The organism is Nostoc sp. PCC 7524, assembly GCF_000316645.1.
In the GTDB taxonomy this organism is placed as follows: domain Bacteria; phylum Cyanobacteriota; class Cyanobacteriia; order Cyanobacteriales; family Nostocaceae; genus Trichormus.
This window is the reverse complement of record NC_019684.1, coordinates 3,901,461-3,924,352: the sequence shown is the minus strand read 5'-3', so window position 1 is coordinate 3,924,352 and position 22,892 is coordinate 3,901,461. Positions and strand designations below refer to the sequence as shown.

Sequence of the window (22,892 nt, the reverse complement as noted above, 5' to 3'; positions counted from 1 at the left end):
TGTCTCCCCTGTCTCCCCTACTTCCTAACTTCTGCCTTATGAACTACCCCTGGCTGCAACGCTCCCGGAAGGGGAATTACGCGAAATTTGTTAAAATATATCTAGACAACTCACAAAATCCTTCTCCCTCAGCCGCAGAGGTAATGTAAGTAGGCTGATGTTGTAATTGATTAGCATATTTCACGACATTTGCCACGCCTACAGAAATCGGAAAATCACGCTGATTAAATAAACTTTGATCATTGGGACTATCACCAACAGTCACAATTTGTTCTAGTGCATATTCTGGAAAGTATTCTTGTAAAACTTTTAATAAACCAATGGCTTTTTCTTGTCCTTGGGGTTTAATGTGACACTGAACGTTACTGTAAGTAAATCCCCAGCCCATTTGTTGACAAAGATTACCCATCATTTGCAGTTCATCCAGACTCAAGGAAGCTACATCAAATGTCCAATCGGTGATGCGAAAACGATTATCGGCTGATTCTTGGATTTGGGGAAATTTGCGTTTTAATTGCTCAAAAGCTAAGGCTAAGTGCTGACGATGGGCTGGGAAATCCGGAATTGGTGTTAATACTAAAGTTTGTTCACTTCCAGAGGGATAGAATAAACCACCATTTTCTGCTATTGCACCTGCAACGGGCATCAGGCTATTGAGTCCGTTCATCCAACCAGCAGAACGTCCGGTAACAATGATGACTTTAATCCCAGCTGCTTGTAAATCTTCTAAAGCTTGGAGTAACCCTGTAGAAAATTTTCCCTGACGTGTCAGTGTACCATCCATATCTGTGGCGATCAGGCGAATATTACCCAAGGCGGCAGAGCTATCTTTTGCTAGTGGTCTGAGACTTTGAGGATGCCCAATAGCATCATTTGGGTTTATGTACATATGCGGCTTGTCAAAAGCTGTAAAAAATACCAATCATACAGTAAGGTGACAGCCTAAATCTGGGCATCCTAAAAATAATTAGTCCAGTGTTTTTGTTGACTACCTATGCTAACTCCAATATTCTTTGCCCAAACCCAAACCTCAAAAACGAAAAAGGTGACACAGCAAGCGTCAGCCAATGATACTCAAATTCCACCAGTTTTAATGATGACTTCTGGAGGCTTATTTGTAGCATTGGTTGCTTTGATGATTTTTGGTAAGCTCCAAGTCACTAAACTGGAGAAAAAAATCAAATTTGAACAATTCCGCGCTAAAGAATTAGAGAAAAAATTTAAACTAGCACTAGAAACAATTCGCAAGATGGAAACTAATCCCGATTTGGTGAATTCGCGGGACTTTAACCTAGATTATCTACGGATGCGGATGTCTGAGGATGTGTTTCATTTTGCGATCGTTAATCAAATTAAAATCAGAGTTAAAGATAAAATTTCCCAAGCTTTACGCCCCAATCAGTCACAGCAGGGAACAGTGGGAATTGCCAATAGTGCGGGAAGACAGGTAGATGAAATTTTTGATGTTGAATATGAATCAGGTACTCCGCCAAACATAGCTAAACGAGTGCTGTTTCGCATTCAAATTCGGTTAATGAAGTTACCGACACAAGCCACTTCTACCACTATTAGCCAAATTATTGACTGTGTTGAAACCTATCTTAGTCCAGTAGACGAAGAGAGTAATTGGCAACCAACCATTCAAGGAAGAATTGCTCATATGCACTGGGATCAAAAAGCAAAACCAACACCATTACTGGTGTTGGAGCAATCCAATGATGGTGTAAATGTGACTTTTCGCACCCAACGCCAACAAAATTCATCAACACCACAGAAGGAGTCTGGAGTCAAACAATCAGGTAGGTAACTTTGCTTTCAGGGTGTAGCCATACCAAATCTAATTCACATCCCCACTCCCCACTCCCCACTCCCTGATTTATGGTTTTTCGCTCCATGCTCCCGAATCGTAACTGATCACTACACTTTGGGAATCACGGGCAAGAAGTCCATCTTCCATTTCGACGATGCGATCAGCTATGTCTAGAATCCGGTTGTCGTGTGTTACTAGCAAAATGGATGTTCCCTGATCTTTGGCTAGACGCTGCATGATTTCTACCACATCCCGTCCTGATTGTTTATCTAAGGCGGCTGTTGGTTCGTCGGCTAGCACCAGTGGGGGATTGTTGACTAGGGCGCGAGCGATCGCAATTCTTTGTTTTTGTCCACCAGACATATTATCTGGATAGTAATCAACCCGGTTTTCTAATCCTACAGCTTTGAGCATAGCTTCGGCGTTAGCGATCGCGTCCTGTTGGGAAACATAATCGTTTAATTCCACCGCCATTTGCACATTTTGTCTAGCTGTTAAAAACCCTAGCAAGTTGTGAGCCTGAAAAATATAGCCAATGCTGCGCCGAATTTGTACCAGCTGACTTTGACTTGCACCAAATAATTCTACGCCTAAAAATTTTAGACTACCCTCTTGCACAGAGCGTAAACCACCAATCAAACTCAGTAATGTGGTTTTACCTGAACCTGAAGGCCCCGTCATAATCACAATTTCCCCTGGATAAATTTCTAGGTTAATGTCAAATAAAATCTGCCTTCTGAGTGCGCCTCTGCCATAGTAATGATTGAGATTACTAATGGCAATTACAGGTTCTTGTCTCATGATTAATTAGTTTGCTAGGAGTGATTAGTTCCGAGACGGAACTGTGGTGCAGTGAAGGAATGAAAGTTTATTATTACTAAATTATAAATTCTCTCAATCAAATTCAATTATTGATTAATATTCAATTTATAATTTATTTCCTCTGTTTTCAAGACATTAAAAAATATCTGCTGGGTCAGCAGAACGTAATTTTCTCACAGCAATTGTGCCAGAAACAACGCACATAATAAATGTTAAAATCAACACTGTAATAGCACGTTCAAAGCTCATAAAAACAGGTAGCAGTGTAGCATCTCTAGCAGTTTGATACATTAACAGTGAAAAAGCCCATCCGGGAATATAACCTAGAAAAGCTAATATTAACGCTTCTTGTAGAATAACTGATAACAGATATTTATGGGTGTATCCTATGGCTTTCAAAGTGGCATATTCAGATAAATGATCAGCAACTTCTGTGTAGAGAATTTGATAAACAATCACGGTACCAACAATAAAACCCATGATTGTACCTAAAGTGAAAATAAAACCAATTGCTGTACTACTTGCCCAATAATTACGCTCAAAATCAATAAATTCCTGTTTAGTTAAAACATTAATATCTTGGGGTAAATAGTTCCGTAACTCTTGAGCAACAGTATTGGCATTATATCCTGGTTTTAATCTAATTAAACCAATATCAATTAATCCTTTTTGCCGATTCAGAAATAGCCTCAGAAAGTTAACATCGCTGGTAATTAAATTACCATCTGCTCCAAAGGAGGCACCCAAAGTAAATAGCCCGCCAACCCTCACCCGTCGCCTACGTACTTCGGCTGTGACATCTTTCCCTTGCTCAAAATATTTAGCAATAGGGCCATATTCCTGTCGGGAAGAACGGTCAAATAGCACCGTATCTGGAAGTTTGAGCTTATCTAAATTTTCTTGCACTCCGGGCAAATTGAAGACGTTTGTTTCTGGGTTAATGCCAAATACCAGAATGCTTCTAGTTTTACCAGTATCAGGATTTTTCCAAACCGAGTAATCTAAATAGATAGGATGTACAGATTGTACTGATGGTAATTCTAAAGCTTTGTACAACCGTCGTTGTGAAAAGCCTTTCATTGCCAATACAGCATTAGATTGACGGTTAAGTAAGACAATATCACCCTGTAAGCTGCTATGTAACCGGACATTACTATAGTAGAGAGCATCCCGGAAACCAAGCTGCATAAACATCAGGATATCAGCAAAAGCAATTCCTGCTAAAGCTACAGCTAAACGAGTTTTTTCTCGTGTTAATTGTAGCCAGGCAAGAGGGATTTTTTTTCGGGTGATTGTTGTTAGTAATTCATTCATTAAGTAGCTCAGTGTTAAAAATTATCGCTATGGCAAGGCAGGAGGCAGGAGGCAGGAGGCAGGAGGGAAGAGGGTTTGAGCCTAGTTTATTTTTCTTAACATAGTTGTGTTTTTTCCCACCGACTTACTTAGTCATTAGTCAATAGTCATTAGTTATTAGTCATTAGTGAAAGAGTTATTAGTTACTCTTCACTGTTCCCTCGCTTTATTGGTTATTAATTTCGACCAAGACTTTGGCGTAGGTTAAACCAGAAACTTTTTGACTATCTTCTGGTGACAAGGCGATTTGTACTTCAACGACTCTGGCATCAACATCAGCTGCGGGGTCTGTATTTAGCACGTCTTTTTTACCGATTTTTCTACCAACTTCGGTGACAGTTCCCCTTAACTCACCGCTAAAAGCGCCGTTGTCACTGGTGACACTGACATTTTGACCTAAACGCACTCTCCCAATGCTGTCTTCAGGGACTTCTGCAATCACTATCATTTGCTCAGTTTCACCCATTTCAGCAATGCCTTGAGAACTGATAGCTTCGCCTGATTTGGTATGAACTTTGAGAATTTCGCCAGCTGATGGTGCTTGGACATAGCTTAATTTTAGTTCGGCTTCGGCTCTTCTAACGTTAGCGATCGCATTACTCACTTGAGCTTGCGCCATCTGCACATCAGTAGGACTAACTTCTACCAGTCTTTTGAGTCTGGCTCTTTCTTCTTCGATTTGTCTTTGCAAGGTGGCTATGGTTTTATCACGGTTAACTCTAGCTTCTACTAACTGCTGTTGTAAGCTGGCTAAAGTTTTGACTTGGTTAGCTCTGGCCTCAGCTATTTGCTGTCTTAACATCGCTACCGCTTGCCGGAGGGTGGCTTGAGTTTCAATTACCTGCTGATTAGCTGTAATCGCACTTAGTCGCCTTCTATCTCGCTCTTGCTGCGAAATTGCACCTTGTCCATAGAGAAAATCATAGCGTCCAGCATCAACCTGAGCATTACGTTGCTCGGCTTTGATTCTGTCAAGTGTTGCCCTTAAACTATCTTGTTGTCCTCTGAGTTCAGCTTCTAAGCGATTGACTGTTGCTTGTTGAGAAATTTTTTCTGCACTTAATTGAGCCGCTATGCGCGTAATCATCGCTTGTTGAGCATCACTTTCTCCACGTAATTGCGCTTGCAAGCGAGCAATAACTGCTGTTTGAGCTTGAATATCTCTTGGTGAACCTACTCTGACTTGCGCCAAACTAGCACGGGCTTCTTGGAGTTTTGCTTTTGCTTCCTCCACAGCAGCTAGTTGGGTATCGTGGTTATCTAAAATGGCAATCACTTGACCTTTCCTGACGCGTTCTCCCTCTTTCACAAATAGTTGCTTCACTCGTGACGCTGATTGTAATCCCCCCATAGGAGCTGAAAGTCTAATGACTTCTCCTTGTGGTTCTAAACGTCCCAAAGCACTAATACTGCTAGCAACAGGTTTGATGGGGACAGCTGGGTTATTTCTGATTTGCTCGAATTTTGCTGTAGCTAGTAACCCAGCCGCAACTGCTACTGGTAACGCGACAGCAAGACCCCACCAAATCTTAGGTTGTTCTAGCTCCAGTGGCTGCTCTCTTGACCTTGGCTGCTCACTCACCCTTGACATGGTTTTTTGCCTGTTTATCTGAAATTGTGCTGATGAAAATAAAAAAGCAAGTGAAATAAATACAAAAGAATTTTTACATCTTGCACCAGTTTTTTTATTGCAATCAAAGCCAGGTGGGCAATGCTGAAAATTTCCTCAAGCCCTGATTTTTACATCGTTGGCATTGTCCACTCTACGATTATTGAGAGTGCTCCACAGCTGGCTGACAAGCAGCTTAGGAGGGTGAGATGCAAATTTGATAATGTTAAATATCTATCTCCCTCAGATATTATTTTTGGTAGCAACCTGAGCTTAATAACACTTTGATGCAAAAAATTCCTCAACCCTGATACAAGGTAGATTTTGATGTTCCCCATTAACAACAGAGAGACGGGGGAATCAAGGGTTGAGGGTTTGAGCGCGTAAGTTCTGAGTCAGACAATCTGATTTTGCAGATAGATTTCAGTTTGCCAAACTGCGCTCAAATTTTCTGCAACTTAGATGACTTTATTGGGTGTTTTTGCAGATGTTTTACCCAAAATATCATCAAAATTCAATTTTTGCAGCTAAATTTGGTACTCTAGAATAACATTTACCTAAAACTATTGACACAAATTTACCAACAAAAATCATAGCTAATGACACTAGCAAAAAATAGCAAGTTTTTGTGCAATTGGTCAATGATGAAAAAACGTATTCTAAATGGTGTATTTCTAACAATACGTTTTCCTAAACAGGATACTATACAAGTATTCTAAATTGCTGGTTGGGGTAGTCAATAGTCAATAATTTTTCTCTCCTACACACGCCACTTGCTACAACGGGGGGAACCCCCTCCGGCTTCGCCACTTTGCTTATGACGGGAAACCATGCACGGCAGTTGCACCCTGCGGGAAGGCTAACGCCAACATGGGGGAAACCCTCTTCCCTGCGGGACGCTCCACGAAAGCGCAGCCTCTGTCTATGACACGCTACGCGAACGTAGGACTTAAGTCCTTACTACGAACTAAATGCAATTTTTTTACATTACATTACTTTACATAGTTTGTTTTTTTTTAAGTCGTTCTACCGATACCTAAACTCCTGTCTGAGTAATAATTATTGTATGATTGCCATATACTTAATTGTGATTAAATAATTAAATACATCTATACGATAGTCTCTCAGTATGATCAAAAAAAGAATTACTGTTGCTGCTGCTCCTGAATTGATCAAACAGGCAGAATCATCTTTGATTAGACTGGGATTTGAATCAAAATCTAATTTTGCTAAGTTTACATTGATATCTCGAAGTACAGTTACCAAATTTTTTCAGGGTCAATCTATTCAAATTGATTCCTTTAAAACAATATGTGCAGCTTTAAACTTGAATTGGCAAGATTTTGTAGCAACAAAAGAAAAAGAATCTGTTGTGACATCAACAATAAAATATTGCTGTACTTCTGCAACTAATCACGAGGAAGGAATAATGCAAACACTTCACCGTCAAATAACTGTTATAGATATTCAGAATCAAACAAAAAAAGCAATTATTACTTTAGAAGGTGATATTAATTGTGTGGATAATGTGAAGCTTCTGCAAACTATTTTAAGGGAATATTCAGGAGATACCATTACAATTATTGATATCAAATCAGGTAGTATCAAGTTATTTATAGAAGGTTCGCAAGCGGATATAGAAAGAATTGTAAATCTTATTCAAGCAAAAACACTCACAGAATTAAATGGTTTTCCTATTCAAAGTATTCAAATGTTGGATACAGATGAAAGTAGAGATAATCAACGGAATAACATAATTTCTTTATCTGGTAAGTTTGATAGACGCAATTTTCCAGTAGGTTGGGATATTCCAGGAAAATTCATAAATAAAAAAAATACTCAAAAACAGCAGAGTTTATTATTTCAAACCAGAAGTCGGGATAATGAGGAAAACGAAATCGGTAAAATTATTAATATAAGTGAAATCAATACACCGCTACTTCTAAAAATTAAAAAAGAAGAGATAGAAGAAACTAAAGTTGACGGTTTATATAGTATAACTTTACAAGTATCTACCACAAATGCTGAGGATAAATTACCGGAAAATCTGAAAATTTTGGTTTTTTATGAAGCATCAGGAGAAATGATAGATGAAAAAAAGACAGGCAAAAAAACCCTGCGTTCTAGTTTTATGATTGAATCACAAGTTCCGTTTTATATCGAAATTAAACTAGGTGAAGAAACGATTGAAAAAGGGTTATATGTATTATAAATAATTCTAAATTATGGCAATAGTATTTAATTAATATACTGCACTATAAATTGCAAAATTATTCACTGCATTTTAAAAATGATGTTGGGCTTTGTTCTCCTTGGTAAAGCCCATAGTTACCACTAGACTCTACAAATTTAAGTTGATAACCAGATACAATCTCTAGCAAAAAGGTTCCCAAACCATCGGACTGAACCTGGATAGATTTACCATCAGAAGACCATTTTCCAGAATAATTCTTAAAATGCCAATCTCGATCTCTTATTGTAATGCCTCCGCCTGAAGCAGGTTGAGGATTGTCTCGCCGTCTCGTAACTTTGTATTCCTTATTAGCATCAAAATAATGCCTTTCTTTAATATTTCCATCGGGAGATAAGCCTTGCCAACAACCGAGAAATGAGGGTGAACTCGAAACTTCACTGCTTTGCAAATCGGAATTGCTCTGATTGCTAGATTCTGCCGAACAGCCTACTAAGCACAGTAAACTAATTGCAATTAATTTTGACACTCTGACTATAGCGGTGGTAGTAATCAGTAATTTATGGTACTTTTTCATGATAATGTCTTAATTTACTACACAGGAAGAGAATGTTTTATCTAGGATTGTAAATTGTACAGCACAAATCAATAGATTTACCAGGAAGACGCTTGGGTGTACTGTAACCTATGGATTTATAAGAGTTAGAACCCACTACTTGAACAGTTACAGATATGTCGTGTTTGAGATTTTTAATTGTGATCCAATTTACAAAAGGATTAAAATTTCCTCCAGAAGATGGGTTTTGATTAAGCAACTCTGGTTTTACATTATCTATCTCTATCCTAATATCACCAAAAGTGTAATTACCATTTCGACGAAGATTAATCCTTCCTTGTTGTCTAAGTTTGTGGATTGCATCAACGGCAAATTGAACCGTATTACTAATACTAGGTTGAGATTGAGCAATTAAGATACTTTTATATTTTATAGAATCTATAGTATTAAATTCTGGACTATTTTGTGCTTGAGTGCTGTGAATATTCCACCCAAATATAGAAACTATGGCGGTGGTGGTTATCAGTAATTTATGCAGCTTTTTCATGGTAATCTCCTTAATTATTAAACACTAAGAGAGTTTTTGCAAATTAACAGACGAAAAAACTCATATAAATTAGGTTGGAGTGAAGAAAAACCCCATATCACCCAACCTACAAGATAGGCGATCGCGCTTAATCTACTAGCATCCCTCAGATGAAGCAAGACAATTGCTTTCACGTAGACTTTCTAGATCAAGTTCTCCTTGTTTTTGCCAAAAAGAATCCATTTCTTCTTTAAATCTTCGTTGCGATCGCGTGCGAGGAGGATTCTGTCTATAGTATTGTTCCCTTCGGAAAGCAGGATCTTGGGGTGCATATTGATTTTGCCTACATTCTACGGGAATTGCGTTTTCTGCTGCTCTCGCATTACCTGTAATCGCTAAACCCAGTAAAGAACCGATCGCTGCTCCAGTGCAATGTGCTGGTAGAGATTGCGCTTGAGCTATGTTCATATTTCCACCAAAAACAGAGGCTATAGCTGTAGTAGTCATCAGCAATTTATGGAATTTCATTGTAATTTACTCAAAAAAAATTGTCAGTTGTTATTGATTACTAGAAATTAAAACGAACCGCACTATAATACAGTTCTAGGCTGGATTTTCTTGCTCTTCATTAACTAACTCGATCCAGTACCATAAAGCCACTGATACTGCATAAGCTAATTCTTCTTTCCACCCATGAACTTTGACCAAGAGTGCCTGATACAATTCAGGCATTGACTTGAACACCATTTTTTCCATGCTTTTTACAAGTGGTAAATTAGGATCGATAGAAATTAATAGATTATGCGCTTGCTCAACCTGATTTTGTGTAATTGTAAAACTCCATTGATGTTCTTTTAATGCTTTGTTAACTGCATCCACGGCTTTTGGCATTAAATATTTATAGGCAGATGCTCCGGCTGCGACACCGGCAACAGAAGCAATAGATGCTACCGTTATCTTACTGGTAAGACCCAACTTAACTAATAAGCCTTTGCCAACAAATGCTTTTAAAAGCCCGACACCAAATAAAAATGGTAAAGCCATAATTTTTTTCTTTGAAAATAGATTGGATAATTTTGGCTGATTTCAGGTTAAACCCAAATAAATCCAATCCTGTCTGAGTAATGATTATCTTTTGTTTGTTTTATGATTTCCTAATGCTTAAGTTTTGATAAAATACACAAGCATCATCCAATATAATCTTTTTTCAGACTAAGAGACTTCCAGATAAACAATATCCAAAATGTAGGGTGCGTCAGTGCGATAGAAAATAACTATACCCAGAAATTATTCATACTGACGCACCCTACCAAGCCTAGTCAGATTGTGTTGAGATCACATCCTTGAACAGAGGCTGGAAGAGCTTTAAATTCAGCATCGGCGATTACATTTTTTTACCACTATTCTATATTTCGCTGTTCTCTAGCAAATAAGCCGTTGTCATATCCTAACTTATAAGATGGTTCGCTATCGTAACGTGTCTTGTCAAGCGATTTTCCCGCCATTGCAGCATCCCAACCTGCCTGGTACTGTAGCACATTTGCCGCAATCTCAAGCCCTTTATTAAAAATATCCCACACACTCATTTTTGAACTCCTTTTGTAAGTACAAGGACAAAAAATCCACAAATTTTAAAGATAAAATTTAATAACTAAATACCACTATAAAATCAGAAATTGAAATTTCTGTCTGACTAATGATTATATTATGTTGATTTTCTGATTGCTTTATGTTTAACCTGTGATAATCTACACATTAAAAAAGTTTCCAGAGATTATGAGTAAATCAGTAATTATTGACTTAGGGCTGGGTAATTTAGAGCAAGACACCCATGTTAGAGTCAAGTTATGGTGGCATCCAGAGCAAAGAAGACCAGATGAATATAACGCCAAATTACCACCAGATACCATACTTCCTAGACTATACAAAATTTGGCAAAGGCTTTATGATATCCGCTATCAAACTGTCCGCAGTCGTTCATCTTTAACTTTATTACCGAAAAAGCCTCCTCAGACTTATAACCGCAAATGTCCTCAATGGAATTTTGATGATTTGTGGCACAGTATAGATAATTTATTTAATTATCCTCACCAGGATAACGTATTACAACAATTAGATGATTTTATTCGTTTTGATGCAGGACTATTAGACCTATGTGAAAATGTTGATGAGAGTGATATCAATAAAAATTTAGTATTAGCACAGCAGAAACTAGAAGAACGTTTTAATATTTGGCTGCAATCTCAAGAATTTGTTAATTGCCGCTATCAATGGGATAAAAATGAATTTTTAGATATCAATGATGAAATTTTTGTTATCTTCCAAATTCAAGATCATTTAATCCGCAAACTTCCTTGGCATCAGTGGGATTTTTTTGATAAATATCCCTTAGCTACTCATGGTTTTGGTTCTCTTTCTTACCAAGGTAGATTTGTCGGTTTAAAATCTAGCAATCAAGTGGAAATTCTCGCAGTTTTGTGTGATGACGAAGGAATTGACTTACAACAGGAACGCAGTCTTTTTGCAAAGTTGGTTAATGATTGGGATGCTAAAATAGACTTTATGCCTTTTCCTTTCGACCGTAACCAGTTAGAAGAAAGGTTAGAAAAAGGCTGTGATATTTTATTCTTTGCTGGACATAGCAAAACTCAAGGTGAGTCGGGACATATATATATTAATGACCAGGAAAGTCTCACAATTAACGATTTAACCAATGCTTTTGAAATTGCCATTGATAATGGATTGAAATTGGCAATTTTTAATTCTTGTGATGGATTGGGATTAGCAAATGACCTAGCAAAATTGAATATATCTTATGTAATTGTCATGAAAGAGCAGGTGTCAAATTTCATTGCTCAGGAATTTTTTCGTTATTTTTTAGAGTTTTTCGCTCAGGAAAAATATCCTGTGTTTTTAGCAGTTCAAGAAGCTAGGAATAAGCTAAAAAAACATGATTTAGAACATCCGGGAGCATCTTTTTTACCTGCTCTTTGTACAAATCCCGCAGTGGTAGAACCTCTCACCTGGGAAAATTTACGTGCTGGAAATCTTCAAGGTTGTCATTCTGATTGGGGTGATGTACCTCCTGTTAACCATTTTTTTGGACGCACACAGGAGTTACAAAAATTAAAACAATGGATAGTTAATGAACGCTGTCGAGTGTTGGCTATAGTTGGTAGTGGAGGAATAGGTAAAACTGGACTTTCTGTAAAGTTAGGTCAAGGTGGGATAGGTAAAACAGATTTGTCTGTGAAATTAGCCAGGGGTATTCAAGGTGAGTTTGATTATATCATTTGGCGATCGCTCCTGAATGCTCCACCATTTACAGAAATAATCACTGATATCATCAAATTCCTTTCTCACCAACAAGAAACCAGTTTACTGGAATCGGCAAATTTGCAAATTCAGAGATTAATTGCATATTTACAACAACATCGTTGTCTTGTAATTTTGGATAACCTGGAGTCAGTTTTAACAGATGGAAAATATCGAGATGGTTATAGTGATTACGGTGAAATGTTACAGCAATTGCAGCAAGTAAAACATCAAAGTTGTGTTTTGCTGACTAGCAGAGTTATCCCACCGGAAATTGAATTGACAAGGTATAAGGATGGTGGAGTCAGAATTTTAGAATTAACAGGTTTACGAGAAATAGAAGCAGTCAAGAAAATATTTCAGCAAATCGGTCAATTTACAGCTACAGATGAAGATTGGGAAAACTTAATAGAAGTTTATGGTGGCAATCCCCTGTTTTTAGAATTAAGTGCAGGTTTCATCAAAGAACAACATAACGGAGAGATTGCTGTTCTTTTAAAGAAAGAACAACATCTTTTAGCAAGGAGCATGGAAGATGATTTATTGAGATGGCACTTTCAACGATTAAGTCTAGCAGAAAAAGAAATAATTTACTGGTTAGCAATTAACCGAGAAGCTGTTTCCGCGTCAGAACTACTAGAAGATTTACTATCAACATTTAAATTCCAACAAATTGAGCAAAATATACAATCTTTAAAAAATAAAATTCCCCTAGAAGAAATAACAGAATTTTCTACCAACATTCGCAAATATACACTACAACCAGTTTTGATTGAATATATAACTAAGCAACTTATCAACCAGATTGTAAATGAAATTAGAAATAATACACTGCAATTATTTACTAGCCATGCTCTTTTAAAAGCTCAAGGAAAAGAATTTATTAAAAATATTCAGATTCGCTTAATTATCAAAGCAATTATTGAGGAATTAATTTGCAAATTTGAATTTCAACGTATTGAGGATGATTTAAGCAAAATATCCCAAGTTATCTCTGAAAATCAGTTGGAAATCATACATAAAATACGTAAACAAATAGATAATTTATGTAATCAAGTCAATCTAGAATATCTGCTAATTCCTGTTCTTTATAGTTTACGACAACAAGATAAAAAATCAGGATATGGTGCTGGTAATATTCTAAATTTGTTGATTCAGGAACAAAATCTGAAAAATGAACAACCTGTTGTGAGTAACTATGATTTTTCTGATTTGACTGTTTGGCAAGCTGACCTCCAAAATGTGGATTTACTGGATGTCAACTTTGCTTATTCTGATCTAACTAAGTCTGTTTTTACTCAAAATCTTGATTTTTCATTGTCAATTGCAATCAGCCATGATAACAAGCTTCTCGCTTTAGGTAATGGTGATGGCAGCATTAGTATTTGGCAATTGGAGAATTATCAGTATATTACCAATATCCTAGCACATAGTGAATGGATTTATTCATTAGCTTTTAGTCCCGACTCTCAATTAATTGTTAGTAGCAGTTATGACAATACAGTAAAGATTTGGCAATGGAATTATGAAACCAATCACTATGAGTATTTAAGGACTTGTTATGGACATACAGGAAGAGTAAGAGCAGTTGTCTTTAGTAATAATGGTAAATTAATTGCTAGTGGCAGTGTTGATAAAACAGTCAGAGTTTGGGATGTTGAAACTGGTAAATGTCGGAAAATTTTACAAGGACACACGGCTCAAGTTAACTCGGTTTGCTTTAGTGCTGATAATAAATTCATTGTTAGTGGTGGTGGAGATTGCACAGTAAAAATTTGGAATATTGAAACTAACAAATGTCAAACTTTACAAGGACATACAAGCTGGGTTCTATCTGTTGCTTATATCCCTCATAGTAATTGTTCAATTGTCAGTGGCGGTGATGATGGAACATTAAGACTGTGGAATAGTGTAAATTTACAAGATTATGAAGAACAAATTTTATTAGAAAATTCCACAAGTATCTGGTCTATCGCTTGTAGTAATGATAGTAAATTAATCGCCACTGGACATGAAGACAAAAATGTGAGGATTTGGAGCCTTGAAAACCAGGAATGTATCAAAATATTTACTGGACATAACCAAAGAGTAACAAAATTAGTTTTTTCTTCTGATAACAAAACTCTTATTACTCTTGGAGAAGATAGAAAAGTAATGTTTTGGAATATAAATAATAGCCAAAATTTAAAAAGTATACAGTCACATAATATTTCGTTTTTATCTGTTTCTTTTAGTCAAGATCATCAATTTTTTGCTAGTGGCAGCAGTGATGGAATTGTCAGATTATGGAATAGAGCGACAAACAAATGTGTAAAAACGTTTACTGGACATAGTTCATGGGTTTGGTTTGTTGCTTTTAGCCCTGATGATCAATATATTGCGAGTGGTGGAGAAGATAACACAGTTAGACTTTGGAATTTAAATGATTACACCAGTCAGGTTTTGACTGCACACAGTTCATGGGTTATGTCAGTTGCATTCAGTCATGACAGTAAATTTTTGGCTAGTAGCAGTAATGACCAAACGGTAAAAATTTGGGATCTAAAAAATTTGCCAGGAAACCAATATCAACCATGTCAGACATTATCAATAAATTCTGGATTGATCAGACAAGTAGTTTTTCATCCCCAACATAACCACATCATTGCTACTTGTGGTGCTAATAATTTAGTAATAATATGGGATCTGGTAGAAGATAAACATCTTCAAATATTAGAAGGACATACCAATGAAATATTGTCAATCTCATTTTGCTCTAATGGTAACTACATTGCAAGTAGTAGTGCAGATAAGACATTGAAAATTTGGGACACAATTAATGGTAGTTGTCTAAAAACTCTAACAGAACACACAAGTAGAGTCAGGAAAGTTAATTTTAGTCCTGATGACAAGTATATTGTTAGCTGCGATGATGATCACACAGTAAAACTCTGGGATGTAAAAGATTTATCAAAAATTTCTCTGCTCCAAAATTGGCAAATTCATAATGATAGGGTATGGTCTGTGGGTTTTAGTCCTGATAGTAACTATCTTGCTAGTTGTAGTTCAGATCAAACTATTAGGTTGTGGAATATTCAAACATATTCTGACCCCTTAATTCTGAGAGTACAGCCGTATGAAGGTATGAATATTACAGGCATTAAAGGCTTAAATGAACAACAAAAGGCTACACTAATAACCTTGGGTGCAGTGATGGACAGTGATTAATATTCAAGAGTTTTTGACTGTTGTATACACATAAATCTAAGATTCCTATGTTCAACTTTCCAAATCACCCAGTAAGCGCCGAATGAGTGCTGCATCTTCACTGTTGGGAGTTTGGGTTAGATACCTTTGCAAATCGTCAGATGCTTGGTTGTAGTTACCTAGTTGATAGTTGAGTAGTCCGCGATCGCGCACTTCTGAGGTAGCATCAGGAAATAACAGCAAAATCCGTTCTACTACAGCCAAACTTTTTTCTAGTTGCTGCTGTCTGAGATAAATATATTTCAAATTGGCCAGTATTCGTGCCAAAAATTGCCGCTTACTGACTGTAGCTAAAAATTCCGGGCGTAAAGGCACGTTTTGCTGAAACATTTGATTGAGCCTATCTTGACAATCTTGAGCAAACATCACTTCGCCGCGATTGAAGGCATCGACAAAAATTTCCATATCTGGAATCGCAGGACGAATCAGGAAATGTCCAGGCATTCCTACACCTGCCATCGGAAAATCTACACGCCGGGCAATCTCCAAATAAACCAGCGCCAAAGTAATAGGAATACCCGTGCGTCGGTCAATTACATCATTTAAAAAACTATTGCGGGGGTCATAATAGTTACTCTGATTCCCAGCAAATTCTAAGTCATCGTAGAGATATTGATTGATAGTTTGAATAACTTTCAATGGATAACGCGGAGATGGTAAGCGTTCTTGCACTTCATCTGCCATTGTATCCAAAACATTTAAATATTCTTCGATATCAATTTTCGGATATTCTTCTTTAGCAATGTACAAAGCTGCCTTGGCCAAGTCGATATGTTCATCGGAATGCTGAATCTCTTGGTAAAAATATTGTCGTGGCAGAGAAAAATTCATAAGCAACACCTGATGACAAGTAGGGGTATTGGGGGTTGGGGACTGGGGATTGGGGATTGGGGATTGGGGATTGGGGACTGGGTAAAAATTCTACCTTGTCTACCTTGTCTACCTTGTCTCCCTTCACTCCCTCATCTTCCCCTACTCCCTACTTCCCTACTCCCCACTCCCTCAATCATGGTTTTTAGTAACAGAAGCCGCAGTTTTTCTATCCAATGAGGTTGCACCTGTTTCTAAGGCTGGCTTCTGATTTGATTTGAACAAGCCTTCAGTCATTGTCTTAATTACAATATACAAGACAGGCACGACAAACAAGCTTAAAAAAGTAGCAATCAGCATCCCGCCAAACACGGCTGTTCCTAAAGATTGGCGACTCCCTGCACCTGCACCTGTGGCGATGGTTAAGGGGAAAATCCCGATGAGGGTGGAAAAGGCAGTCATGAGAATTGGGCGTAAACGTTCTTGGGCGGCTTCAATTGCGGCTTTGGCAATGGGAAGTCCTTGTTCATGCAGTTGGTTAGCGAACTCCACAATCAAAATTGCATTTTTACTGGCTAAACCAATCAACATTACTAAACCAATTTGACAGTAAACGTCATTGGCAAAACCTCGCATTGATTGCGCTACCAGTGCGCCAAAAATTGCTAAAGGCACTGATAAGAGAATAATCATCGGGTCTATGTAGTTTTCGTATTGCGCGGCTAGTACCAAAAATACAAAGACCAGTCCTAATCCAAAAATCAGAGGTGCTAAACCACCAGATTCCTGTTCTTCTAGAGAAGTACCAGACCATTCATAACCATAGCCAGGGGGTAAAATTTCTTGGGCTAATTGAGCCATTTTCTGGAGGGCATCCCCGGAACTAAAACCAGGAGCAGCAGCACCATTAATTTCTATGGAACGGAACAGATTATAGTGGTTGATGGTTTGCGCTCCCACTACAGAACTAATTTTGACTAAGTTGCTGAGGGGAATCATTTGATTAGTTTGCGATCGCACATACAATTGTTCAATATCTTTGGGGTTAGCGCGAAACTGTTTGTCTGCTTGTATATACACTCGATAATTACGCTGTTGCAGATTGAAATCATTTACATATTGAGAACCCAACGCAGTTTGTAAGGTGCTAAAAATATCATCTATAGCAACTTGTAGGGCTTTGGCTTTGTTGCGGTCTACTTCCACCAATAGCTGTGGTGTATTCGCCGCAAAGGTACTAAACACCGCTTGTAATCCTGGTGTTTGATTGGCGCGTCCTAGTAATTGCCCCATTGTCTGCACCAAATCTTCTAAGCCGCTATTCCCTCTGCGATCTTGGAGTTGAAAGGTAAAACCGCCAAAGTTGCCCAAACCTTGAATTCCTGGGGGATTAACAGGAAAGACTCTGGCTTCTGGGATAGATAATAGTTTTCCGCGCAATTTCCCGATAATTGCTTGTACTGATTGATCGGGTCTAGTACGTTCAGCCCAAGGCTTTAAGGTAGTAAAAATAACCCCAGTATTGGCAGTGCTACCACTAAAACCAAAGCCTCCGACAGCAAAGGTACCGACAACTTCAGGTAGTGGCAGGATTTCTTTTTCTACCTGTGCCATCACATCGCTAGTGTATTGCAGTGAAACCCCTTGCGGCCCTTGAATAATGGTAATGAAATAACCTTGGTCTTCATCGGGTAAAAAGGCTGTGGGAACTGAGGTATAAAGCCATGCTGTCATGCCCAAGGAAACAATGAATAGACCAATGATAATGCCTTTGATGTGGGTGAGGAAAACAAGCGATCGCCTATATTTTTCCCTTACCCCATCAAGAAAGCGATTAAACTGATCAAACATCCAACCCAGCCAGCCTGATGGTTTTTGTCCTTGACGCAGTAACAAAGCACACAAAGATGGTGTCAGAGTCAAAGCCAAAAAAGTCGAAATGACAATCGAGAAGGCGATAGTTAAGGCAAATTGGCGATAAAGTGCGCCAGTAGTTCCGGGGAAGAATGCCACAGGAATAAACACCGCCATCAATACTAAAGAAGTAGCGATAACTGCACCAAACAGTTCTGCCATTGACTCACTAGCAGCACGGCGAGGATTGACACCCTTATCTTGAATAAAACGGCTAATTTGTTCAACTACAACAATCGCATCGTCTACCACCATCCCCGATGCCAGAGTCAAACCAAACAAGGTCAAACTATTAATCGAAAAGTTAAAAGCTTTGACAAAAGCGAATGTCCCAATTAAAGCCAAAGGAATTGTTAATGCTGGAATTAAGGTAGTGCGCCAGTCTTGTAAAAACACAAAAATCACTAGCACCACCAGCACCACTGCCATTAATAGCGTCTTGACTACTTCTGACAGAGATTCTTCAACAAACATTGTGGTGTCGAAAGCTACTTGATATTTCATCCCTGGGGGAAAACTCGGAGCTAATCGCGCCATTTCCTCTTTCACTCCCCTGGCTACATCCAAGGCGTTACTCCCAGGAACTTGATAAATCCCTAAACCAACGGCATCTTTGGCGCGAAATCGTAAAAATGTATTGTAATTTTCTGCCCCTAGTTCGGCTCTACCGACATCTCTGAGTTTAACTAAAGTGCCATCATTTTCAGTTTTTAGGACAAGTTCTTCAAATTCTTTTGTATCCGTTAATCGGCTAACAGCACGTACATCAAGTTGATATTGTTGTCCTTTGGGTGCTGGTTCTTGGCCAATTCTTCCCGCACCAACTTGCAAGTTTTGTTCCGTCAGCGCCCTGGAGACATCGGCTGTAGTTAAACCCCGACTAGCGAGGCGATTGGGATCTAGCCATAGACGCATCGCATAGCGACGTTCGCCAAAAATCTGCACATTACCTACACCTTTAACTCTTTTTAAAGCATCTGCTAAGTAAAGGTCTGCGTAATTGCTGAGAAAGATATTGTCATATTCCTGATTATCGGTGTACAAGCCGATCGCTAGCAAAATATTATTAGATTGCTTAGTTACCCGTACCCCTGTACGTTGCACAACATCTGGTAGTTGGGCTTCAGCCGCAGAAACACGATTTTGGACATCGACGGCAGCAATATCTTTATCCCGCGAGGCCTCAAAAGTAACTGTAATGTTACTAGAGCCATCGTTACTGCTGCTGGAAGTAATATATTTAACACCCTCAACACCGTTAATTTGCCGTTCTAAGATATTCGTTACGCCACTTTCAACTACCTCTGCACTCGCGCCAGTATAGTTAGCAGCAACGTTGATTTGAGTAGGACTAATATCTGGGAAGCGGGCAATAGGGAGAGTGGGAATACTGATTGCTCCGATGAGTAAAATAATTAACGCGCAGACTGTAGAAAAGACTGGCCGCTTAATGAAGAAATCAACAAACATAATTTGGGGAGTGGGGAGTGGGGAGTGGGGGAGATGAGGGAGATGGGGGAGATGGGGGAGATGGGGGAGCAGGGGAGCAGGGGAGTGGAGGATAATAACTATTGCCTATTGCCTATTGCCTATTGCCTATCCCCTATCCCCTACTCCCTACTCCCTACTCCCTATTCCCTTCCATAATGGGTGCGCCGTTGGTGAGGTTGAGAATGCCGGAAACTACAACTTGATCACCGGCTTTTAGTCCTTCTAGAATTTGATAATTGTTACCTTCAATCGCTCCCAATTTCACTGATTTTTGTACAGCTACTAATGGAGGCGCTCCTGGTTGGGGTTTTTCAGGGGCTTGAGCGACAAATACAAAGGTTTCTCCACCTAAACGAGATACGGCTGTGACGGGAATTAACACCCCTGGACGTTCATTCCAAATTACTTTGGCTTGGACTAACTGGCGATTGAGTAGTTGTCCCGTGCCATTGCTAAAGGTGGCTTTGGCTAAGACTGTTTGGGAATTAGCATTGGCGTTGGGTTCGATGAAACTAATTTTACCTGTGGCGGTGGGGTTGCCTTGGGCATCTAACATCTGGACGGGTAATCCTGTCCGCAATTGTGTGGCTTGGTTGATGGGAATGGATATATTCAGTTCTAAGGCGCTGTTTCTCGTCAGTGTGGTGAGTTGATCACCTTGGCTGACAAAGCTGCCAACTCTGACTGGGATATCACCGACAATCCCTGTGAATGGTGCTAGGACGTTGGTGTAACGCACCTGTACTTCTGCCGCTTTGACTTGGGCGGCGGCTTGGGTAACTTGCGATCGCGCTTGGGCTATTTCTTCTGGGCGTGCGCCGTTCTCTAGTTGTCTGAGGTTTTGTCTTTGCTGTTCTAGGGCAGCTTCTAATTCTGTAATATCGGAGCTACGGCTTTTTTGCAGTTGTTCTAACCTTTTCTGGGATTCCCGTAATCTCGCTTCGGCACTACGCTGTTCTCTGAGATATCCTTCTAAAACGTCTTGGGAAACTGCTCCCTCTTTTCGTAATTGTTCGTATCGTTTGGCTCTGGATTGGGCTAACTCTAAATCAGATTTCGCTGATTCGATTTGTGCTTCTGCTTGAGCAATTTCCTGTGGACGCGCTCCTGTTTGGGCATCTGTTAACCGTGCTTGGGCTTGGGCTACACGCGCTCTGGCTTGGGCAATTTCTTCAGAGCGAGTGCCGGCTTTAAGTTCGGCTAGGCGGGCGCGGGACTGTTCTAATGAGGCTTTGGCTTGCAATAACTGGGCTTGAACATCATCACTTTCCAGACGAACTACTACTTGGCCTTCTTGGATGCGATCGCCTTCTTTCACTAAAATTTGGCTGACTCGTCCATCAATTTCTGGACTCAATACCACTGAACGTGGAGCTTCTAAACTACCGACAAATACAGAGCTTTCTTGTAATGTTTCTGTCTCTATTGTCGCTAATTTTACGGGAATCCCCATCGGTTTCCCCGCAGCCATCCCTGGTGGTGCATTCCCAGCCATGCTACTTTGCCACCACTTCCAGCCAAAACCACCACCTGCAATTACTAAGATAATGCCGACAATCACAGGCCAGCGAGGATTAGGTATAGATTGTTTTTCTGCCTCTACCAAGGAGCTTTCTTGAGTTTCGTCATCTGTAGAGTTTTCTATATCAACAGGTACTGAAGATTGAGAATTATCTGATTGAGACATATTTTGTTGACTTGTCCAAATAATGTTAACTAGGGAAATTTGTGTGATATTTTTTATAGCTTGAACTGTGGGCGATCGCTCATGAATAGCTGTCTTGTAAGTACGGTTAGTGGTAGCGGGGCGTTGATCTGCGTAAAAATCCTAGTCCCTCTTTGATTCTTGGCTGTGAAATCTGTTCCATCGCGACTGCCTTGTTTCTTGAGAATAATCAGCTTTCAGTTGAATGTAGATATGTTTATGCAGACTGGAGACGATAAAGATATGAATTGCCAGCAATCGAAAAAACGCGCACTGGTTGGTGCTGTTTTTGAGGCTTAGTTGTTCTTGAAAATTATGTAAGAACTTGCTTGTAAATGCAAGTAATTGCTTGCATTATATACAGATACTTATAAGTTTTGTATAAATTAGGCTGATCAAGGGTAAAAATGCTCAAAACCTATGATACGTAAGCCGAAAATTAAAATTATTGTGAAATGTGCGGGCTAAAAAATAAGATTTATTTATTGAAATATTGATTAAAAGTCAAAAAACCAGATTTTTAGATAAATAAAAACTATCCTAGATGGGGCGGGGTGTGGGGTTGCCGTAGCCTCTGTCTACGACAACCCCACACCCTACACCCTACCCCCAACACCCTGTTGTTGACTAAAAAACAAAATCCCACAACCGAGAGGCGTGGGACTAGCTATAGTTAGTATTCTGCAAATATTACATTTGATCCAATTGCTTGCGTAGGGCTTCCAACTCACTGTCAACCACTTCGTTAGATTTGGGAGCAGTCGATTGTTGTTCTTGTTGGGGGGGGAGTTGGGGTTGATTGGGTGGGGTTGCAGGTGCTAGAGATGCTTTCAAGGCTGCTAGTTCATCATCAACATCGCTACCCGCTTCCAACCGCGCAAATTGGGTTTCTAAGTCTGCGCCTGCTAACTCGGCTGCTGACTGGGCGCGGGCTTCTTGCATCAGGACTTTTTCTTCCATGCGCTCAAAGGCTGCCATGGCACTGCTAGTATTCATCCCCCGCACCATGCCTTGGAGTTGCTCTTGGGCTTTGGCAGTGGTAATCCGCGCTTTGAGCATTTCTTTCTTGGTTTTAGCTTCAGAAAGTTTGCTCTCTAGCTGGATTAAGTTGCGCTTGAGGGTTTCAACTTGAGTGCTTTGTTGATCTAAGCTAGTTTTGAGGGCTGTACTGGTTTCGGTATAAGTTTTTTTACGTTCTAGGGCTTGTCTGGCTAGGTTCTCATCGCCTTTTTGCAGTGCGAGTTGGGCGTTGCGTTGCCACTTATTAATTTCGTTTTGAGCGTCGTTATACTGTTTCTCAGTCCGTTTTTGGGCAGCGATCGCTTGGGCTACTCCCTGACGCAACTGAACTAAGTCTTCCTGCATTTCCAGGATGGCTTGTTCCAGCATTTTCTCTGGATCTTCAGCTTTACTAACTAAATCATTGAGGTTTGCACCGACAACTCGCTTAATGCGATCAAATAATCCCATAACTTTGTTTTCCCTTGTGAAGTTTACGCGCTTGGTTGGGTAGTTCGCTTTTTTACTATTTAATAACTTCCATT

Annotated in this window: 16 protein-coding genes; 3 read left to right on the top strand and 13 right to left on the bottom strand. The window is 39.3% G+C overall.

The genetic code is table 11. The features are described 5' to 3' along the window. Positions 1-76: 76 nt before the first annotated feature. Positions 77-889 carry an HAD family hydrolase gene (locus NOS7524_RS15805; protein WP_015139483.1) on the bottom strand — a complete coding sequence of 271 codons (813 nt, stop codon included), beginning with the start codon at positions 887-889 and terminating at the stop codon, positions 77-79. A 105-nt stretch (positions 890-994) separates the two neighbouring features. Here NOS7524_RS15805 and NOS7524_RS15800 point away from each other — a divergent pair, with 105 nt between their 5' ends. Then, positions 995-1,807 carry a hypothetical protein gene (locus NOS7524_RS15800; RefSeq protein ID WP_015139482.1) on the top strand — a complete coding sequence of 271 codons (813 nt, stop codon included), beginning with the start codon at positions 995-997 and terminating at the stop codon, positions 1,805-1,807. 69 nt (positions 1,808-1,876) lie between these two features. On the opposite strand, the gene NOS7524_RS15795 is transcribed toward NOS7524_RS15800, so the two are convergent. The 3 genes from NOS7524_RS15795 to NOS7524_RS15785 form a co-directional block, all read right to left on the bottom strand. Continuing rightward, positions 1,877-2,611, bottom strand: coding sequence for a DevA family ABC transporter ATP-binding protein (locus tag NOS7524_RS15795; protein ID WP_015139481.1), 735 nt, complete (start codon positions 2,609-2,611; stop codon positions 1,877-1,879). A 156-nt stretch (positions 2,612-2,767) separates the two neighbouring features. Continuing rightward, complete coding sequence (devC, locus tag NOS7524_RS15790) at positions 2,768-3,946, bottom strand: ABC transporter permease DevC (protein WP_015139480.1); 1,179 nt, start codon at positions 3,944-3,946, stop codon at positions 2,768-2,770. A 205-nt stretch (positions 3,947-4,151) separates the two neighbouring features. Next, on the bottom strand, positions 4,152-5,576 hold the full coding sequence (locus NOS7524_RS15785; RefSeq protein WP_015139479.1) for an HlyD family efflux transporter periplasmic adaptor subunit: 1,425 nt from the start codon (positions 5,574-5,576) through the stop codon (positions 4,152-4,154). Between the two features lie 1,147 nt (positions 5,577-6,723). On the opposite strand from NOS7524_RS15785, the gene NOS7524_RS27875 reads away from it, so the two are divergent. Continuing rightward, positions 6,724-7,806, top strand: a complete 1,083-nt coding sequence (locus NOS7524_RS27875) for a hypothetical protein (RefSeq protein ID WP_015139478.1) — start codon at positions 6,724-6,726, stop codon at positions 7,804-7,806. A 58-nt stretch (positions 7,807-7,864) separates the two neighbouring features. Here NOS7524_RS27875 and NOS7524_RS15775 read toward each other — a convergent pair whose 3' ends face one another. The 5 genes from NOS7524_RS15775 to NOS7524_RS30100 form a co-directional block, all read right to left on the bottom strand. Next, entirely contained in the window at positions 7,865-8,362 is a 498-nt protein-coding gene (locus NOS7524_RS15775; protein WP_015139477.1) for a hypothetical protein, read from the bottom strand. A gap of 37 nt (positions 8,363-8,399) precedes the next feature. Further along, entirely contained in the window at positions 8,400-8,888 is a 489-nt protein-coding gene (locus NOS7524_RS15770; RefSeq protein WP_015139476.1) for a hypothetical protein, read from the bottom strand. A gap of 135 nt (positions 8,889-9,023) precedes the next feature. Further along, the gene (locus NOS7524_RS15765) at positions 9,024-9,395 is read right to left on the bottom strand and encodes a hypothetical protein (protein WP_015139475.1); all 372 of its coding nucleotides are present in this window, start codon (positions 9,393-9,395) and stop codon (positions 9,024-9,026) included. Positions 9,396-9,470: 75 nt separating this feature from the next. Continuing rightward, on the bottom strand, positions 9,471-9,911 hold the full coding sequence (locus NOS7524_RS15760) for a hypothetical protein (protein WP_015139474.1): 441 nt from the start codon (positions 9,909-9,911) through the stop codon (positions 9,471-9,473). Positions 9,912-10,267: 356 nt separating this feature from the next. Further along, a complete protein-coding gene (locus NOS7524_RS30100; RefSeq protein ID WP_171815378.1) occupies positions 10,268-10,405 on the bottom strand; it encodes a hypothetical protein in 138 nt (45 codons plus the stop codon). 238 nt (positions 10,406-10,643) lie between these two features. Here NOS7524_RS30100 and NOS7524_RS27870 point away from each other — a divergent pair, with 238 nt between their 5' ends. After that, a complete protein-coding gene (locus NOS7524_RS27870; protein WP_015139472.1) occupies positions 10,644-15,389 on the top strand; it encodes an NB-ARC domain-containing protein in 4,746 nt (1,581 codons plus the stop codon). A gap of 51 nt (positions 15,390-15,440) precedes the next feature. Here NOS7524_RS27870 and NOS7524_RS15745 read toward each other — a convergent pair whose 3' ends face one another. The 4 genes from NOS7524_RS15745 to NOS7524_RS15730 form a co-directional block, all read right to left on the bottom strand. Then, a complete protein-coding gene (locus tag NOS7524_RS15745; protein ID WP_015139471.1) occupies positions 15,441-16,259 on the bottom strand; it encodes a SirB1 family protein in 819 nt (272 codons plus the stop codon). A 171-nt stretch (positions 16,260-16,430) separates the two neighbouring features. Next, complete coding sequence (locus tag NOS7524_RS15740; RefSeq protein ID WP_015139470.1) at positions 16,431-19,622, bottom strand: efflux RND transporter permease subunit; 3,192 nt, start codon at positions 19,620-19,622, stop codon at positions 16,431-16,433. A gap of 154 nt (positions 19,623-19,776) precedes the next feature. Then, positions 19,777-21,330, bottom strand: a complete 1,554-nt coding sequence (locus NOS7524_RS15735; RefSeq protein ID WP_015139469.1) for an efflux RND transporter periplasmic adaptor subunit — start codon at positions 21,328-21,330, stop codon at positions 19,777-19,779. 708 nt (positions 21,331-22,038) lie between these two features. Beyond that, positions 22,039-22,818 (bottom strand): PspA/IM30 family protein, encoded by a 780-nt coding sequence (locus NOS7524_RS15730; RefSeq protein ID WP_015139468.1) that lies wholly within the window; start codon positions 22,816-22,818, stop codon positions 22,039-22,041. Positions 22,819-22,892 lie beyond the last annotated feature (74 nt).

Bases quoted from the DNA above. Each gene is read 5' to 3' on its own strand.
- NOS7524_RS15730 (WP_015139468.1), bottom strand. From the start codon at position 22,818: ATGGGATTATTTGATCGCATTAAGCGAGTTGTCGGTGCAAACCTCAAT.
- NOS7524_RS15735 (WP_015139469.1), bottom strand. From the start codon at position 21,330: ATGTCTCAATCAGATAATTCTCAATCTTCAGTACCTGTTGATATAGAA.
- NOS7524_RS15760 (WP_015139474.1), bottom strand. From the start codon at position 9,911: ATGGCTTTACCATTTTTATTTGGTGTCGGGCTTTTAAAAGCATTTGTT.
- NOS7524_RS15740 (WP_015139470.1), bottom strand. From the start codon at position 19,622: ATGTTTGTTGATTTCTTCATTAAGCGGCCAGTCTTTTCTACAGTCTGC.
- NOS7524_RS15770 (WP_015139476.1), bottom strand. From the start codon at position 8,888: ATGAAAAAGCTGCATAAATTACTGATAACCACCACCGCCATAGTTTCT.
- NOS7524_RS27870 (WP_015139472.1), top strand. From the start codon at position 10,644: ATGAGTAAATCAGTAATTATTGACTTAGGGCTGGGTAATTTAGAGCAA.
- NOS7524_RS15800 (WP_015139482.1), top strand. From the start codon at position 995: ATGCTAACTCCAATATTCTTTGCCCAAACCCAAACCTCAAAAACGAAA.
- NOS7524_RS15775 (WP_015139477.1), bottom strand. From the start codon at position 8,362: ATGAAAAAGTACCATAAATTACTGATTACTACCACCGCTATAGTCAGA.
- NOS7524_RS15805 (WP_015139483.1), bottom strand. From the start codon at position 889: ATGTACATAAACCCAAATGATGCTATTGGGCATCCTCAAAGTCTCAGA.
- NOS7524_RS27875 (WP_015139478.1), top strand. From the start codon at position 6,724: ATGATCAAAAAAAGAATTACTGTTGCTGCTGCTCCTGAATTGATCAAA.
- NOS7524_RS15765 (WP_015139475.1), bottom strand. From the start codon at position 9,395: ATGAAATTCCATAAATTGCTGATGACTACTACAGCTATAGCCTCTGTT.
- NOS7524_RS15785 (WP_015139479.1), bottom strand. From the start codon at position 5,576: ATGTCAAGGGTGAGTGAGCAGCCAAGGTCAAGAGAGCAGCCACTGGAG.
- devC (WP_015139480.1), bottom strand. From the start codon at position 3,946: ATGAATGAATTACTAACAACAATCACCCGAAAAAAAATCCCTCTTGCC.
- NOS7524_RS15795 (WP_015139481.1), bottom strand. From the start codon at position 2,611: ATGAGACAAGAACCTGTAATTGCCATTAGTAATCTCAATCATTACTAT.
- NOS7524_RS15745 (WP_015139471.1), bottom strand. From the start codon at position 16,259: ATGAATTTTTCTCTGCCACGACAATATTTTTACCAAGAGATTCAGCAT.